Consider the following 16,418-nt stretch of genomic DNA (forward strand, 5'->3'; position numbering starts at 1 on the left):
GACGCGTAGGCTTTCCTGCAGCTGCTGCAACTCCTGTTGCAACTGCGCCTGACCTTCCTGCAGTTGTTGCAGGGCATCCGCATAGTCCTGCGGCGACATCGGCTGGCCCTGCCCGCCCTGGCCACCCTCGCCGCGCTGACCACCTTGACCCTGTTGACCGCGCTGGCCTTGTTGACCGCGTTGTCCCTGCTGGCCCTCTTGGCCCTCTTGGCCTTCCTGGCCCTGCTGACCTTGTTGCCCGCGCTGCATCTGGTCGAGACGGAAGGTCTCGTTCATCATCTCCTGCTGGCGGCGCATGATTTCGCCGAGCTTGTCCATCTGCTGGCGCATGGCGTTCTGCTGCTGCCCGCCCTGCTGCTGCTGCTGACCGGGACGGCCGGCCTGCAGATTGTTCATCATCTGCTCGAGCTGCGACAGCATCTGCTGTGCGGCATCCTTCTGGCCGGATTTCGCGAGATCCTCGATCTGGTCCATCATGCGGTCGAGATCGCGCTGGCTGAGTGCCTGCATGTCCGAAGGCATGGTCGCGTTCGGATTGGGCTGCGCGCGCTGGGCGAACTCCTTGAGGAACTCGTTCATGGCTTCGCGCAGCTCGGCCATGCGCTGCTCGATTTCCTCGTCGCTGGCGCCCTTTTCCAGCGCGTCCTTCAAGGCCTGCTGCGCCTGCTTCAAGCGCTTTTCAGCCGAAGACAGCGCGCCGTCCTCGATGGTGAGCGCCATGTCCCAGAGGTAATCGACGACATCGCGAAGCTGGTCATCGTCGCGCGCCATCTGCAAGCGCGTGCGAGCCGACATGATGCCGAGATAGTTCGATAGGACTTCGAACGTGTCTTCCGGCCGCAGCGTGATCGCGTCCATGAGTTCCAGCACGGCCGGGCGGTTGGCGGCGTCCATGGCGAGGATGCGGCGCTGCTCGATCAAGGCGCGCGCGATCGGATTGTTGAAGCGGCGCTCGGGCAGGCGCATGGGCTTAGGCTCCGAAAAGCCTTCTTGGTTGGCGCCGTCGACAGCCTTGAGCGTGACATCGACCTCCGTGCCGGCCCATGGGTGCTGGGTCAGATCCCTAACGGTCTTGCGCGCCTTGTCGCCGCGACGCGGCAGAGACAGCGGCATTTCCGGCGCGCCATAAAGAGGATGCGCGGTTTTTTCCGGCGGTTCGGCCGGTGCGATGACGGCCTGCGCGGACGCGATGCCGTAATCGTCCTCAAGCTCGTAGGAAAGCTCCAGACTGCCATTGGCAGCCTGCTTCGGCTCGTCCGAAAAGCGGATCACTGGCGGATTGTCGGGCGTGACGGCGAATTGCCAGCGGCCGAGATCGTCGCCGCTTTGGCTCAAGACAAGCTCGCCTTCCGTCACCAGCTTGGCAATGAACTGAAGGGTTCCATTCGTTTCGGGCGGGGTGGCGGGGGCTGGCGCAGATGCCGCGTCCGGCGCCGTTTTGGCTTCGCCGCCGGGCTCGATCTGGCGGGTCTTGCCGTCGACATCGGTGTAGACCAGCGCTTCTTCGCCGCTGCCCCCGGTGACGCGCACGGAAACCTGGCTACCGGCCGGAACGGTGAAAGCGGTTTGCGCGCGGTTGGCGTCCGCAGTCAGGAAGATCGGCGCCTTGGCCGTATAAGCAGGCGGCGTGACCCAGGCATCGATGCGCGGCGGAACAGGCTCGGCGCCGGGTCGGCTTTGGAACGCATCAAACAGCTGGCCGCCATAAGGACCGGCGGAAAAGGCGAAGGCGATCACTAGCAAAAGGGCGACCACAGCACGCAGACCCCAAGGGTCGCGCTCGGGCACGCGCGTGTTCGGCAGATCGCCGGACAGCGTACCGAGCTGCGCCGCCATGCGCCGCTGATGCTCGCGCCATAGCGCATTGGCGAAGGGATCGTCGGAGCCGGTCAGCTGGTCGGTCTGGGTGCGCACGGGCGCATGAAGAAGCTGGTTCGACGCTTCGATACGCCGGTCGACCTCAGTGCGGGTCGGCTGGCGGAAGAAGCGCAGCGGATAAAGCGCGACCAATGCGGCCACACAGAAGGCCAGCAGCGCGCCGATCCGCACGAGATCCGGCACCATGCGGAACAGGCCGAACCAGGACAGCGCCAAAAACAGGCCGACAACGAGCAGGATCGGCAGAACGAGCGGCCATAGGCGCTCCACCACCATCGTGGCAGCCGTCAGCCCACGCCGGCGCCTAAGCTGCGGCATGGCCGTATCCGGACCTTGCTTAAGGGGTGTCGACGCCATCAGTCCTTCCGGCGGCCACCTGAATAACGGGATCGGCCGCGTGTCCCGATCACGATAGCAGCATATGCGGCGAAGGCGAGGCGAAGCCGGCGCCGCGCACCATTATGTGACTGATTGTCCGGCTCAGGACGCCAGCCACTCCGGCACGCGGTCGAGGCCGATAAGATCCTCATAAGTCGGCCGGGCGCGGACTACCGCGAATTGGCCGCCGGACACCAGCACTTCCGGCACGAGGAGCCGCGTGTTGTAGGTGCCGGCCTGCACCGCGCCATAAGCGCCGGCGGTGCCAACGGCGATCAGATCGCCCGGCTCCAGTACCGGCAGATCGCGGTCTTGGCCCAGGTAATCGCCGGTTTCGCAAACGGGTCCGACAATGTCGGCCTTTATGCGCCGCGCATCGGGTTCGGCTTCGCGCACTGGGCGAATGTCGTGGAAGGCGTCGTAGAGCGTCGGGCGGATCAGATCGTTCATCGCCGCATCGACAATCAGGAAGTTCTTGGCCTCGCCTTCCTTGCGGTAGATGACGGATGACACGAGGATGCCAGCATTGCCGACGATCAGGCGGCCCGGCTCGAAGATGACCTTGAGGCCGAGCGGCTTCACATGCTTGTGCACGATGGCAGCATAGGCATCGGGGAGCGGCGGCGGTTCGTTGTCGCGGCGATAAGGGATGCCGAGGCCACCGCCGAGATCGACGTGTTGGATTTGATGACCGTCGGCGCGCAGCTGTTCCACCAGTTCGGCAAGGACGCGGAAGGCGTCGTCGAACGGTTCCAGATCGATGATCTGGCTGCCGATATGCATGTCGATGCCGGCGATAAGGAGGCCCGGCAGCTCGGCGGCGCGGGCATAGACCGCGCGCGCACGCTGGCGCGGAATGCCGAACTTGTTCTCGGCCTTGCCGGTCGAAATCTTCTTATGCGTGCGTGCGTCGACATCCGGATTGATGCGCAGGGACACGCGGGCGGTCTTGCCCGCAGCGACGGCGCGTTGCGACAGCAGTTCGAGCTCGGGCTCGGACTCGACGTTGAAGCAGTGGATTCCCGCCTGCAGCGCGAAATCCATCTCGGCCGCGGTCTTGCCGACGCCGGAAAACACGATTTTTTCAGCCGGAATGCCGGCGGCAAGCGCGCGGCGCAGCTCGCCTTCCGACACGACATCGGCGCCCGCACCCAGCCGCGCCAGGGTCGCAATCACCGCCTGATTGGAATTCGCCTTCATGGCGTAACAGACCAGCGCGTCGAGATCGCGGAAGGCTTCGGCGAAAACGCGGTAATGCCGCTCGAGCGTGGCGGTGGAATAGCAGTAGAACGGCGTGCCGACCGCTTGCGCGATCTCGGCGACGGCGACGTCTTCGGCGAACAGCGCGCCGTCGCGATAATCGAAATGATTCACGGGGAACGCTGCCGGGTCAGATCAGGCTGTCGAGGAAGAAGCGGCGTTCCGGCGCCGGAGCCGCAGCCGGTGCCGCCGGCTGGTTGATGCCGATGCCGGCACCCTCGCGCTTCGTTTCGTTGGCAGCCTGGCTCGGCGTTTGCAGCTCGACCGGCCTGCGGCCGCAGGCGCTGGTCGCCAAAACGGCAGCCAAGGCGGCGAAAACTTTGGCAAGCCGCCATCAACTCAAGCCTGGGCCAGACGCTCTTTCCAGTAGGCGATCTGCTTGCGCACCTGGTCGGGCGCGGTGCCGCCGAAGGAGGTGCGGCTCCTAACCGAGTCCTCGACCGACAGCACGTCGAAGACCGCATCAGTGATGCCGGCATGGATAGACTGGAGGTCGGCCAGCGCCAGCTCTTCCAGCCCGATCTTCTTGGCTTCGGCCAGCGCTACGGCACGGCCGGTGACATGGTGGGCTTCGCGGAACGGCAGGTTCAGCGTGCGCACCAGCCAGTCCGCGAGATCGGTGGCGGTGGAATAGCCGGAGCCGGCCGCGCGTGCCATGGCGTCGGTCTGAATGGCCATGTCCGAAACCATGCCGGTCATGGCGGCGACCATCAGGTCGAGCGTTTCAGCCGCGTCGAACACGGCTTCCTTGTCTTCCTGCATGTCCTTGGAATAGGCGAGCGGCAGGCCCTTCATGACGGTCAGCAGCGCGATCAGATGGCCGTTGATGCGGCCGGTCTTGGCGCGGGTCAGCTCGGACGCATCGGGGTTCTTCTTCTGCGGCATGATCGACGAGCCGGTGGAGAAAGCGTCGGACAGACGGATGAAGCCGAATTGCGGCGTCGACCAGATCACGATCTCCTCCGCCAGACGCGACAGATGGGTGGCGCAGATCGCGCCAAGCGCCAGGAATTCCAGCGCGTAATCGCGGTCGGACACCGAGTCGATGGAGTTGCGGGTCGGTTCGCGGAAGCCGAGCGCCTGCGCGGTTTTGTGGCGGTCGATCGGAAAGCCGGTGCCGGCAAGGGCTGCAGCACCGAGCGGGGATTCATCGAGCCGCGCGGACGCATCGCGCACGCGGCTGAGATCGCGGCCGAACATTTCGACATAGGCCATGCAGTGATGGCCGAAGGTGACGGGCTGGGCGGTTTGCAGATGGGTGAAGCCGGGCATCACCGTCGCGGCATGCTCGTCGGCGCGGGCAAGGAAAGCGGCGATCAGCTTGATCAGTGCATGGTCGATCCGCGCAAGCTCATCCTTGACCCACAGGCGGAAATCGACGGCGACCTGATCGTTGCGCGAGCGCGCGGTATGGAGACGGCCGGCGGCGGGGCCGACGAGCGTTGCCAGCCGCGATTCCACATTCATGTGGATGTCTTCAAGCTGGCGCGAGAACTGGAAGGAACCGGATTCGATCTCGCTTTGGATGGTGCGAAGACCCTTGGCGATGGCAGCCTGGTCCTCTGACGTGATGATGCCTTGCGCGGCGAGCATCTCGCTATGGGCGATCGAGCCGCGGATGTCCTGCGCATAAAGCTTCTGGTCGAAGCCGATCGAGGCGTTGATGGCCTCCATGATCGCGGCCGGGCCCGAGGCAAAACGTCCGCCCCACATCTCGTTACTGGTCTTTTCGTCGCTCATCGTGGTAACGCGGCCTCGGAGACAGGTCATGACTGAGCGCACCAAACTCTTTCCGGCAAAACGCTGGATCGCGATTGCCGCGCTGGCGGGCGCCATGGCGGGTGCCGTTGCCGTATACGTGAGCGGCGGGGAAACTGGCAAGTTCGCTGCGACCGGCGGTTCAAGCGACGATCGCTTTTGTGCAGCCAAGGCCGACAAAGCCAAGCGCGTCGGTGACGCCGCGAAGGGCGAGGTCGCGGCCATGCTGCCGGCCGATCCGCCGCAATCCCTGGCCTCGCTCGCCTTCAACGATCCCACAGGCAAAGCCATGACGCTGGCTGACCTTAAGGGCAAGACCGTGCTTCTCAACTTGTGGGCAACCTGGTGCGCGCCCTGCCGCCAGGAAATGCCCGCGCTCGACGCTCTGCAAAAGGAAGCCGGCGACGAGGGGTTTGAGGTCGTGGCCGTCAATATCGACACGGGCGATGATACCAAGCCCAAAGCCTTCCTGGCCGATACCGGTGTTACCGCGCTGGCGCCTTATCGCGATGCCTCGCTCGGCATCTTCAATGAGCTAAAATCGCGCGCGCTGGCGCTGGGCCTGCCTGTCACCCTGTTGATCGACAAGGACGGCTGTTTGCTGACCCACATGAACGGCCCGGCGGAATGGAACAGCGCCGATGCACGCGCGCTGATTGCGGAAGCCCGCAAGGACTAGATCAATTCCAGCAAGAGTGCGGAGCGGTATTGCGTCCGGGAATTGCGTCTAAACAAAAAGTTAGAGCATTTTCGGCGATTCTTCGTTCACCGGACTCTTACATCCAGACAGCAAAAAACCCACCGGATCGCTCCGACGGGCTTTCTTGTTGTGCTCAGCAAATCGCGCAGGCGATTAGAAGCGGTAGGACACCTTGGCTTGGATGGTGTGGAAGTCGAAGTCGTCATCCGCACCGCGCAGCGTCGTGCCGCCGGGATTGCTGCCGGCTGCACCGGTGGCGCCGCCGAACGGACCATTGACGAGATTGGCTTCGAAGTCGTTGTCGCCGAGATTGGTGTAGAGATATTCGAGGCCGAACGAGATGTTCTGCGTCAGCTTGGTTTCGACACCGGCGCCGACAACATAGCCGAAATCGCTGTCCTGACCGCCCGACGTGGTGAAGGCTGCGGCGGAACCCGGCTGCGAATAGCGGAAGTCGACTTCGCCATAAGCCACGCCGCCCGTGCCGTAGATCAGCAGGTTGTCGTTGACGGCATAGCCGAGGCGGCCGCGCAGCGTTGCCATCCAGTCGAGCTCGCGCTCGATCGTGTAGGTGGCCGGCGTGCGCGAGAACGCGTTCTGCTCGTCGCCGAGGTCGGTATAGGTGACGTCGCCGATCACGCCGAACACGAGGTTGTTGACCTGCCAGTCATAGCCGATATGCGCGCCGCCGACAAAGCCGTCATCGAAGTCGCCGCTGGCGGCAAAGCTCGAACCTGGTGCGGCACCAGCCGGCGTGAAGGCGGTGACGAGGCCTGGGAATGCGAAAGGATCAATGGCGATCTGGTCGGTGTCGCCGAAACCGTAGCCACCCTGCACACCCACATACAGACCGCTCCAGCCCTTGGCGGCAGGAACTTCCACAACCGTCGGTGCCGGCGGCTCTTCCATGACAACGTCGGCCGCGAAAGCCGGTGCTGCAATCATTGTCACCGAAGTGAGCAGTAGAAACTTTTTCATCACGGGTAATCCCCCAATCCTTAAACGCGTTTCGCTGAGCGCTTGAAGAACTAGAGGAAGACGCTTCGGGTTTCCCATCACGAACACGTTTACGGGCGTTCGGGCGGATTCAGCTGGGCCATGATGCGGAAAAGCCACAACTTTGGGGAAGCTGCGGCTCTTTACTTGGCTCAATCAGGCTTTAACGGGTGGGAACCGGCGTTTCGCCGCGATAATCATAGAAGCCGCGGCCGACCTTGCGGCCGAGCCAGCCGGCTTCGACATATTTCACCAGCAGCGGACACGGCCGGTATTTGGAATCCGACAAACCGTCATGCAGCACCTGCATGATCGACAGGCAGGTATCGAGACCGATGAAGTCCGCCAGTTGCAGCGGGCCCATCGGGTGGTTGGCGCCGAGCTTCATGGCGGTGTCGATCGCTTCAACCGAGCCAACGCCTTCATAAAGCGTGTAGATCGCCTCGTTGATCATCGGCAGGAGGATGCGGTTGACGATAAAGGCCGGAAAATCCTCGGCCGTGGTCACCGTCTTGTCGAGCTTCGACACGAAGTCGCGGGCAGCCTCGAAAGTGGCGTCTTCGGTCGCGATACCGCGCACCAGCTCCACCAGCTTCATGGCCGGAACCGGGTTCATGAAGTGAATGCCGATAAAGCGTTCCGGGCGGTCGGTCTGCGCCGCAAGCCGGGTGATCGAGATCGACGAGGTGTTGGAGGCGACGATTGCCGTCGGGTTCAACACTGGGCAAAGCTGCGCGAAGATCTTGCGCTTGACCGTTTCGTCTTCCGTGGCCGCCTCGATCACCAGATCGGCGGCTGCGAGATCATCCATGGCATGGGCAGGCGTGATCTGGCTGATGGCTGCATGGCGTTCCGCCTCGTTCAGCTTGCCGGACGACACGGAGCGAGCCAGATTGCCGCTGATCGTCGCGAGACCGGCCTGGATCCGGTCGGCCGAGACGTCGTAGAGCCGCACCTTGTAGCCGGCGATGGCGGCAACCTGTGCGATGCCGCTTCCCATCTGCCCGGCGCCAATCACGCCTACGGTTTCGATTGCCATTGCGTAACACCCCGCCGCACGCGGCTTTGCGCCGCTTGAAAGATAAAAAAGGCGGGATCGAGGGGATCCCGCCTTCATCACTTTGCCCAATCTCTTGGACGAAAGTCAAAGCGCCTTTTCAAGTTCCGGCAGGATCGTGAAGAGATCGCCGACCAGGCCGTAATCGGCGACCTGGAAGATCGGCGCTTCCTCGTCCTTGTTGATGGCGACGATGACCTTCGAGTCCTTCATGCCGGCAAGATGCTGGATCGCACCGGAAATGCCGCAGGCGATATAGAGTTCGGGCGCCACGACCTTGCCGGTCTGGCCGACCTGCCAATCATTGGGGGCGTAACCGGCATCGACGGCCGCGCGGGATGCGCCGATGGCAGCACCGAGCTTGTCGGCAACCGGCAGAATGACTTCCTCGAACTTCTCGGAAGAACCGAGCGCACGACCACCCGAGATGATGATCTTGGCCGAAGTGAGCTCCGGACGATCGCTTTCCGACAGGCGGTTTTCCACGAAGGTCGAGAGACCGGGATTGGCGGCACCTGATGCGTTTTCAACGGACGCCGAACCACCCTCGCCGGCCGCCGTGAAGGACGCCGTGCGAACCGTGATGACCTTCTTTTGATCGGTCGACTGCACAGTCTGGATCGCGTTGCCGGCGTAGATCGGACGCTTGAACGTGTCGGCGGAGACGACTTCGATGATCTCGGAGATCTGCATCACATCGAGCAGGGCGGCGACGCGCGGCAGCACGTTCTTACCAGTCGAGGTCGCAGGCGCGACGATCGTGTCGTAGGTGTCGGCGAGCGAAACCACCAGGGCGGCGAGCGGCTCAGCCAGGCGCTGTTCCAGGTCGTCACCTTCGGCAAGCAGGACCTTGCGTACGCCCTGCAGCTTGGCAGCGGCATCGGCAACGCCCTGCGCGCCCTTGCCGGCCACCAGCACGTCGACATCAGCGCCGATCTGCGTGGCGGCAGTCAGCGCCTTGGCGGTCTGGTCAGACAGCGAAGCATTGTCATGTTCGGCGATGAGGAGAATAGCCATTATGTCTTTTCCTTTCTTCCGAACTTAGAGAACGCCGGCCGACTTGAGCGACGAAACCAGTTCCGCCACGTCCTTGACCTTAACGCCGGCCTTGCGGCCGCCGGGCTCTTCGGTCTTCAAGACGGTGAGGCGTTGTTTGACTTCGACGCCAAGATCGGCGGCCGACTTTTCGTCGAGCGGCTTCTTCTTGGCCTTCATGATGTTGGGCAGCGAGGCGTAACGCGGCTGGTTCAAGCGCAGATCGGTGGTGATGATCGCCGGCAGCTTGACGGTGATGACCTGCAAACCGCCATCCACTTCGCGCGTGACCTTGGCGCTTTCGCCTTCGATCTCGAGCTTGGATGCGAAGGTTCCTTGGCTCCAGCCGAGCAGTGCCGACAGCATCTGGCCGGTCTGGTTGGCGTCGTCGTCGATCGCCTGCTTGCCGAGGATCACGAGGCCGGGCTGTTCGGCATCGACAACGCCCTTCAAGAGCTTGGCGACGGTCAGCGGCTCGGCGGCTTCTTCCACCTTGATCAGGATGGCACGATCGGCGCCCATGGCGAGCGCCGTGCGCAGCGTTTCCTGCGCCTGCTGAGGACCAACCGAAACAACGATGATCTCTTCGGCCTTGCCGGCTTCCTTCAGGCGGATCGCTTCTTCAACCGCGATCTCGTCGAACGGGTTCATCGACATTTTGACATTGGCGAGTTCGACGCCCGATCCGTCGGACTTGACGCGGATCTTGACGTTGTAATCGACAACCCGCTTAACCGGGACCAGAACTTTCATCGTCAACTACCTCTATCGTTGAGAATTGCGCGTTCGGTAACAGGCGCTGGCTTTTATCGCTAGCTGAATGCCGACATGCGCGCCAAAAGACGCGGCAAGGCGTAATCAGCAGGGCTCCGCGCGTCAATCCCTAACCGCTGTTTGAACAACTCCCGGGCAACGATGAGGGCCCGTCAGCGATTTTGCCCGGGCACCCACAAGACATCGCTTTCGCCATTGTCGTTCAAGGCGCGCGCGGCAACGAACAGGAAGTCGGACGCGCGGTTAGCATAGCGGATCGCTTCCGGGCTCACCTGTTCCTGGCTGTCAGCCGCCAGCTGGACGATGATGCGTTCAGCCCGCCGCGTCACCGTGCGGGCAAGATGAAGTGCTGCAGCGGCCGGCGAGCCGCCAGGCAGGACGAAACTCTTCAAAGGTTTGATCGCGGCATTCAGCTGGTCGATGTCGGCCTCCACCCGCGCCACCTGCGCCGACGTAATCCGCAACGGCTCATAGCCAAGGTCTTTTCCGGTTTCCGGCGTGGCCAGATCGGCGCCGAGGTCGAAGAAGTCGTTCTGCATGCGCATGAACATCGCGTCGATCAGCGGCAGCTCGCTTGTATGAAGCCGCGCCATGCCGATGCAGCAATTGGCTTCATCGACCGTGCCATAGGCTTCGACGCGCAGATCGTATTTCAAGCGGCGCGGACCGGCGGCCAGCCCGGTCGTGCCGTCATCGCCGGTGCGGGTGTAGATCTTGTTGATCTTGACCATTTGTCTGCCTGTTCAGTCTGCTGACACGGGAGGTCAGGAACCGCGCTGCGAGAACCAGTAAGCGGTCATGATGAGGACCAGCGCGACGAATTGGAGGCCAACGCGCGCCTGCATCAGCTTGTTCGACGTATTGCCCGAACCGCCGCGCATCATCACCACCAGCCCGCGCAAAAGCACGGCAACAACCGCAACCATCACCAGAACGGCGAGCATGTTGAAAACAATGGCCATGATGATCTCTTTTGACTGGTGGTGTTGGAACGTGCGTGCTGCGGTTATCTGCAACTTTGCTCTATATAGGCACGTGCTTTAAGGGAATCACGTATCGTGGCTAGGCCGCGGCCAACTGGAGCCGTTATTCGCGCGATGATCAAGCGGTGATCGATGTTTGAATTCTCGCCCGTCGCGGCCCGGCCAAGGAAGCCCGGACGACCCAAGCGGATCGCGAATGCGACACGCCGTATCGTGCTGGACGCCTATAATCATTTCGATTCCGACGATGGCTGGTCGATGGCGAGCCACCTGGCACTGTCCGCCATCCTCGCTTTGTTTCCCTTCCTGATCTTTGCCGCAACGCTTGCAAGCTTTCTCGGCGCCAGCGCTTTTTCCGATACAGCGATCCACCTGATTTTCGATGCCTGGCCGGAAGCCATCGCCGCACCCATTTCGCAGGAAGTAACGAATGTGCTGACCGTTCAGCGCGGCGACTTTCTGACGGTGTCCGTCATCGCCGCCATGTATTTTGCGTCTAACGGCGTGGAGGCCCTGCGGGTTTCGCTCAACCGCGCTTACCGGGTCAGCGAAAACCGGTCCTTCATCTTCCGCCGTTTGCAAAGCTTTCTGTTCGTGCTGATCGCCACGATCGGTATCGTCGTCATTTCGGTTCTGCTGGTGGTCGCGCCGCTGGTTGCGGCCTTTGCCGAGCGCAACGTGGACTGGATCGAGCCCAATTATGTCGGCACGCTGAACCTGTGGCGCTACATCATTGCCGGCTGTGTGATCATTCTCAGCCTGATGGCGATCCATTTCTGGCTGCCGGCCGGAAAGCGCCGCTTCCTTCATATCATTCCCGGCATCGCCTTTACGCTGGCGGCCTGGTTTGTGGGTTCAACCGTATTCGGCGCGTATCTCAGCCGCTTCTCGACCTATGCCACTACCTATGCCGGCCTCGCCTCGATCATGGTGGCGATTGTGTTTCTTTATATCCTGTCGGCGATCTTCATTCTGGGCGGTGAACTCAACCCCTCCATCCGCCGCTACCGCGAAGCGCGCCGCAGAGTGGAGGCTTGACGCGTCGAACCCTGACGCGTTGCGAGCGCCACGCCTGCTCCCACCAGAACCATGCCGGCGAGTTGTACGAGTTCCAGCTGCTCGCCGAACAGAACGAAGGCCATCAGCGCGGTAACGGATGGCACGAGGTAGAACAAGGACGAGACCTTCGACACCGCCCCGTTCTTGATCATCGCCATCAGCAAAAAGATCGCGCCGAGCGAGAGGCCGAAGACCAGCCAAAGCAGCGATAGAACAAGGCTCGGGTTCCACGTGAATCGACCTTCTTCCAGAAGCAGAGCCGGTATGAGCATCACCACCGTCGCTCCCAGATATTGCCACAGCGTGCCGGCAAGGAGGTCGGCCTGACCGACAAAGCGCTTCTGCCACAGCGTGCCGGCGCTGATGCCGAGCAGAGCCAGAACGCAGCCGGCGATGGTCATCGGCGTCACGCCCGGATCGGTGAAGCCGAGCTTGGGCAGGAGCACAAGCACTGTTCCAAGGAGGCCCAACGCGATGCCCGCCCATTGCCGCCATGTGACGGTCTCGCGCAAAATCAGCGCGGCAAAGATTGCCACTAGCACCGGTTGAAGGCTGACGATCGCGGCGGTTAGCCCTGCCGGGAAGCCTTCATGGATCACCCAGAACACGAAGCCGAGATAAACGCCGTGCAGCAGGGCCCCGGCGATTGCTCCATGCATGGCGATCCGCGCCGGCAAACGCGGCTTGCGCAGGATCAGCAGGGCGCAAAGCAGAATAGCGAAAGACAGGCCAAAGCGGATCGCCAAAAAGCCGAGCGGTTCGGCATAGGGCATCGCATAGCGGGCGCCGATAAAGCCGGTCGACCACAGCACCACGAACAGCGCCGGCATGAAACGAAAAAGCGAAGCGGGCATGGATGAACAGCCGGTAGGAGGGATTGGCTGTTTACCCAATCCTGCTCCTTTCGGATAGGCGCTGGCCCAAAGCTCACCCGCGCTTGGTGAGCTTCGGCTTGGTGCCCCTCAGCTCGGCGGCACGGGCGGCGTAGCGATGTCCTTTCGGCCGAACTGCGAGCGCTCGAAGCCGAGAATTACGAACAGCGCAAGCACAAACGGGATGAGAAGGTAGAACAGCCGGAAAACCAGCAAGGCTGCCAGCACATCCTCCTGCCGCATCTCCGGCAAGGCGGTGATGAACACCAGCTCGAGCACGCCGATGCCGCCCGGTGCATGCGAGATCAGCGCGGCGGAAAACGACACGAGAAACACGCCGAGCACGATCCAGTAGCCGGGATTACCTTCGGCCGGCAGCGCGAAATAGATGATCGCGGCCGCTGCCAGGATCTCGATCGGCGCCATCAGGAGTTGCTGCGACACAACCGGCAAACGGGGATAATGCAGCTCGAACGTGCCGATGCGCAGCGGCCGCAAGCCGAGCCAGGAAAAGATCACGTAAAGTGCGACGAGCCCGAGCAAAACCCAGCCCATCGCAGCGGAAGCTTCCACAGGCAGAAGGCCGACAAAGCGTTCGGTGATCGCCGGATGGGTGACCAGCACCAGCCCGAACAGGAGCATGACGCCGAGCACGAAGGTGAAGGACGAGAAGGCAACCAGAATGCCGATCTCGCGCGCGCTCAACCCCTTCGAGCCATAGGCACGGTAGCGCACGACGGCGCCTGAAAACACCGAGGCACCGATATTGTGCGACAGGGCATAGGTCGTGAAGGAGCAGAGCGCGATAAAGGTGAAGGAGATGCCCTTGCGCCCGAGATGCAGCAGCGCGACGCGGTCGTAACCAGCAAGGCCGATATAAGCGACAAGGGTCGACAGGCCTGCCAGGATCCAGCGATGCAGCGGAATGGCCGCGAAGCTTTCCATCAGCTCGTCGAGGGAAAGGCCACGCAGTTCCTGGACCAGCAGCCAGATCGAAAACAAAACAGCGACGATGCCGACAACCGGCCAGATAAATTTCGAAAGCTTCATACCGGTTCGATCAGCCTTCCATCCTCCGCGAATACAGCCACCCATGCTGCGCCTGCGTGATGGACCCTGACACAGAATGGGTCAAGAAACGATGGTTTGAAGGACGCGATTGATCGCCTCAGGCCTGCCGGTCAGACAACCATTTCTTGACTGTGGTTTCTTCCTCGTCGAGCCCCTCCACTGGCTTGCGCCACGAGCGGCGAGCCTCCCGAAGTTCGGCTTCCAGCGTGCCGTCCGACCAACCTTCGATCACGCGGGGATGGATATAGGATCGGCGGCAAACCGCGCGCGTATTGCCGAGACGGACCGCGACCTTGTCGATGGCGCCGTTGAGCGCAAGCTTGGTGGCGCGCTGCGTTTCCGGCAGCGGCGTTTCCTTGAAGATGGACGCCGCGCTGATCGTGCCGCCCCAGGTCCGGAAATTGCGCGCTGAAAATTCGCCGCCGGTATGTTCGCGGATATAGGCGTTGACCTCGTCGGAACGGATTGCATGCCGCCCGCCCTCGTCATCGAGATACTGGAACAAGGATTGTCCCGGCAGATCCTGCGTGGCGCGAATGAGTTTTGCCATGCGGCGGTCGACCAGACCGAGATTCCATTCCTTGCCCGACTTGCCGCGAAAGGCAAAACGCAGCTTGGAGCCTTCGATCTTCACATGGCGATCACGCAGGGTGGTGAGACCGAAGCTCTTGTTGTCGCGGGCATAGGCCGGATTGCCGACGCGGATCATGGTGTTGTCGAGCAGCCAGACGATGGAGGCCACGACGCGCTCGAAGGGCAGACCGTTGCGGCGCAGATCGCTTTCCACCTGCATGCGCAAAGCCGGCAGAGCATCGGCGAAATTGCTAAGGTTGGAATATTTCTCTTCGCCGCGATGCTCGGACCATTTGGCATGGTAGCGATATTGCTTGCGGCCCTTCACATCGCGCCCGGTTGCCTGGATGTGGCCGGCAGGATTGGGCGAGATCCAGACATTTTCCCAGGCAGGCGGGATCGCCAGCATGCGGATGCGGTCGCGCGTCTCCATATCCGTGATCTTCTTGCCGTCATGATCGCGATAACCAAAGCCGGTGCCGGCACGGATGCGCGTGATGCCGGGACCTTCGTCGGTCTGATAAACCAGGCCAGGGATCTTCGGCACTTCAACGATGGCTTCGAGCTTGTCGCCCGTCGTCTCACTTTCGCCGGGAACGCTGTTCGTCTCGTCGATCGGGTCTAGTTTTTCGATGGGGTCCAGCACGCGCATACTCCGGCACAGCCCTGTGGCTGGCAGAGGTAACTAAAACAAAACAGCGCTTGTTCCTGCCTGCGCGGAAAGTGATCGCTGGCTCCTGACACCGCGAACTCGCGTACCAGCCTATCGCGATAGTGCGTCGCGGACCTTGTTGCGGATATCGGCGAGCGTGAAGGGCTTCGACACGACATCGATGACGATGCTGTCCAACTCGGCTGCTCGCTCGCGCTGCTCGGCATAGCCGGTCATCAGGAGAATACGCAGACCGGGAAAAGCGTTGGCGGCCTGCTTCGCCATTTCGATGCCGTCCATCACGGGCATGCGAATATCCGACAGAACAAGGTCGAACTGGCCATGCGCGGCCATGATCGCCGCCAGCCCGTCTTCGCCGTCGGCCGCCGTTTCCACCGTGTGCCCGGACGCGGTCAGAGCACGCGCGGTAAACATGCGCACCGATTCGTCGTCTTCAACAATCAGAAGCTTCCCCATGGCGGGGGAACCTAGCGGCCAATGCTTGACGTTCGCTGAACGCGCGCAGCGAGACCGATGAAGCTGTAGCTGGCGCCTCAGCCTTGCGGCGCGAGACGGGTCAAGGCTGCGTTCAAATCGCTCATGTCGTGGAGAACGACATCGGCGCCAAGGCTTTCCAGCGGCTCACGCGAATATCCGCCTTCGATCAGCACCAGCTTCATGCCTGCCGCCTGAGCCGAGCGGGCATCCGCCGGGCTGTCACCGACAAACACGGCATCCGCCGCTTCAACGCCGAGCTTAGACAAGGCCAGGAACAGCATGTCGGGCGCGGGCTTGTGCGGCACGCCGGAATCGCCGCCGACGATCACCGGGAAGTAGCGCGTGAGATCGAAATGGCCGAGGATCTCGGCAATGGCGAAATCCGGCTTGTTGGTGACAAGCGCCATGGCGATACCCTGCTGATGAAGGGCTGCCAGCGCGTCCGCCGTACCGGGCATCAGTTGGGTCAGCTTGGTCAAGTTCGCGGCATAAAGCGGAACCATCTGCCCGTATTTGTCGTCAAGTTCTGCCTCGTTCAGCGGACGACCGGCCGCCGTGAAAGCGCGGTCAACCAGCTTGCGCGTGCCCTCGCCGATCATCGCCTTCACCTTGTCAAGCGAGACGGGGCCAAGGCCGTCGCGCGCGAGCAGCATGTTGGTGGCGGCGTGGATATCGAGGGCGGAATCGATCAGCGTGCCGTCGAAATCGAACAGCACCGCTTTGGGCCAGGACGTCATGCGATCTCCGAATGTGCGCCGTCCGCTGCCTGGCGGATGGCTAGAATGTTGCGCCGGTAGGTTTCGATGCCGCCAAGCTGGAACACCGCCGATCCCGCAACCAGAACTTGCGCGCCGGCCCTTGCAACCAGCGGTGC

Annotated in this window: 17 protein-coding genes; 2 read left to right on the top strand and 15 right to left on the bottom strand. The window is 62.4% G+C overall.

Going from position 1 to position 16,418, the window contains the following annotated elements; all coding sequences use genetic code 11:
* The 4 genes from RTX98_RS11430 to argH all read right to left on the bottom strand — a co-directional run.
* Positions 1-2,235, bottom strand: a 2,235-nt coding sequence (locus RTX98_RS11430; RefSeq protein ID WP_416223108.1) for a TIGR02302 family protein, incomplete at its 3' end; no start/stop codon positions are given.
* Between the two features lie 123 nt (positions 2,236-2,358).
* Positions 2,359-3,630 carry a diaminopimelate decarboxylase gene (gene lysA, locus RTX98_RS11435; protein WP_312796689.1) on the bottom strand — a complete coding sequence of 424 codons (1,272 nt, stop codon included), beginning with the start codon at positions 3,628-3,630 and terminating at the stop codon, positions 2,359-2,361.
* A 16-nt stretch (positions 3,631-3,646) separates the two neighbouring features.
* On the bottom strand, positions 3,647-3,811 hold the full coding sequence (locus RTX98_RS11440; protein ID WP_312796691.1) for a hypothetical protein: 165 nt from the start codon (positions 3,809-3,811) through the stop codon (positions 3,647-3,649).
* Positions 3,812-3,855: 44 nt separating this feature from the next.
* Complete coding sequence (argH, locus tag RTX98_RS11445) at positions 3,856-5,256, bottom strand: argininosuccinate lyase (RefSeq protein ID WP_312796724.1); 1,401 nt, start codon at positions 5,254-5,256, stop codon at positions 3,856-3,858.
* A 28-nt stretch (positions 5,257-5,284) separates the two neighbouring features.
* On the opposite strand from argH, the gene tlpA reads away from it, so the two are divergent.
* Positions 5,285-5,953, top strand: a complete 669-nt coding sequence (tlpA, locus tag RTX98_RS11450) for a thiol:disulfide interchange protein TlpA (RefSeq protein WP_312796693.1) — start codon at positions 5,285-5,287, stop codon at positions 5,951-5,953.
* 174 nt (positions 5,954-6,127) lie between these two features.
* On the opposite strand, the gene RTX98_RS11455 is transcribed toward tlpA, so the two are convergent.
* The 6 genes from RTX98_RS11455 to RTX98_RS11480 form a co-directional block, all read right to left on the bottom strand.
* Positions 6,128-6,952 (bottom strand): porin family protein, encoded by an 825-nt coding sequence (locus RTX98_RS11455; protein WP_312796695.1) that lies wholly within the window; start codon positions 6,950-6,952, stop codon positions 6,128-6,130.
* A 181-nt stretch (positions 6,953-7,133) separates the two neighbouring features.
* The gene (locus tag RTX98_RS11460; RefSeq protein WP_312796697.1) at positions 7,134-8,009 is read right to left on the bottom strand and encodes a 3-hydroxybutyryl-CoA dehydrogenase; all 876 of its coding nucleotides are present in this window, start codon (positions 8,007-8,009) and stop codon (positions 7,134-7,136) included.
* Between the two features lie 105 nt (positions 8,010-8,114).
* Positions 8,115-9,044, bottom strand: a complete 930-nt coding sequence (locus RTX98_RS11465; RefSeq protein WP_312796699.1) for an electron transfer flavoprotein subunit alpha/FixB family protein — start codon at positions 9,042-9,044, stop codon at positions 8,115-8,117.
* 24 nt (positions 9,045-9,068) lie between these two features.
* Positions 9,069-9,815 carry an electron transfer flavoprotein subunit beta/FixA family protein gene (locus RTX98_RS11470; protein ID WP_312796700.1) on the bottom strand — a complete coding sequence of 249 codons (747 nt, stop codon included), beginning with the start codon at positions 9,813-9,815 and terminating at the stop codon, positions 9,069-9,071.
* Between the two features lie 173 nt (positions 9,816-9,988).
* A complete protein-coding gene (locus RTX98_RS11475; RefSeq protein WP_312796702.1) occupies positions 9,989-10,567 on the bottom strand; it encodes a cob(I)yrinic acid a,c-diamide adenosyltransferase in 579 nt (192 codons plus the stop codon).
* 33 nt (positions 10,568-10,600) lie between these two features.
* Positions 10,601-10,798 (bottom strand): twin transmembrane helix small protein, encoded by a 198-nt coding sequence (locus tag RTX98_RS11480; RefSeq protein ID WP_312796703.1) that lies wholly within the window; start codon positions 10,796-10,798, stop codon positions 10,601-10,603.
* Between the two features lie 153 nt (positions 10,799-10,951).
* On the opposite strand from RTX98_RS11480, the gene RTX98_RS11485 reads away from it, so the two are divergent.
* Positions 10,952-11,857 carry a YihY/virulence factor BrkB family protein gene (locus RTX98_RS11485; RefSeq protein WP_312796704.1) on the top strand — a complete coding sequence of 302 codons (906 nt, stop codon included), beginning with the start codon at positions 10,952-10,954 and terminating at the stop codon, positions 11,855-11,857.
* Here RTX98_RS11485 and RTX98_RS11490 read toward each other — a convergent pair.
* From RTX98_RS11490 to gph, 5 genes are all read right to left on the bottom strand, one after another.
* A complete protein-coding gene (locus RTX98_RS11490) occupies positions 11,824-12,732 on the bottom strand; it encodes a DMT family transporter (protein ID WP_312796705.1) in 909 nt (302 codons plus the stop codon). The two genes, RTX98_RS11485 and RTX98_RS11490, sit on opposite strands and share 34 nt — an antisense overlap.
* A 108-nt stretch (positions 12,733-12,840) precedes the next feature.
* Positions 12,841-13,800, bottom strand: a complete 960-nt coding sequence (locus RTX98_RS11495; RefSeq protein WP_312796707.1) for a lysylphosphatidylglycerol synthase domain-containing protein — start codon at positions 13,798-13,800, stop codon at positions 12,841-12,843.
* Positions 13,801-13,918: 118 nt separating this feature from the next.
* On the bottom strand, positions 13,919-15,040 hold the full coding sequence (locus RTX98_RS11500; protein WP_312796709.1) for a DNA topoisomerase IB: 1,122 nt from the start codon (positions 15,038-15,040) through the stop codon (positions 13,919-13,921).
* Positions 15,041-15,157: 117 nt separating this feature from the next.
* Complete coding sequence (locus tag RTX98_RS11505) at positions 15,158-15,523, bottom strand: response regulator (protein ID WP_189505211.1); 366 nt, start codon at positions 15,521-15,523, stop codon at positions 15,158-15,160.
* A 77-nt stretch (positions 15,524-15,600) separates the two neighbouring features.
* Positions 15,601-16,281 (bottom strand): phosphoglycolate phosphatase, encoded by a 681-nt coding sequence (gph, locus tag RTX98_RS11510; protein ID WP_312796712.1) that lies wholly within the window; start codon positions 16,279-16,281, stop codon positions 15,601-15,603.
* Between the last annotated feature and the right edge of the window lie 137 nt (positions 16,282-16,418).

This window comes from Tianweitania sp., from assembly GCF_032053605.1.
Lineage (GTDB): Bacteria > Pseudomonadota > Alphaproteobacteria > Rhizobiales > Rhizobiaceae > Tianweitania.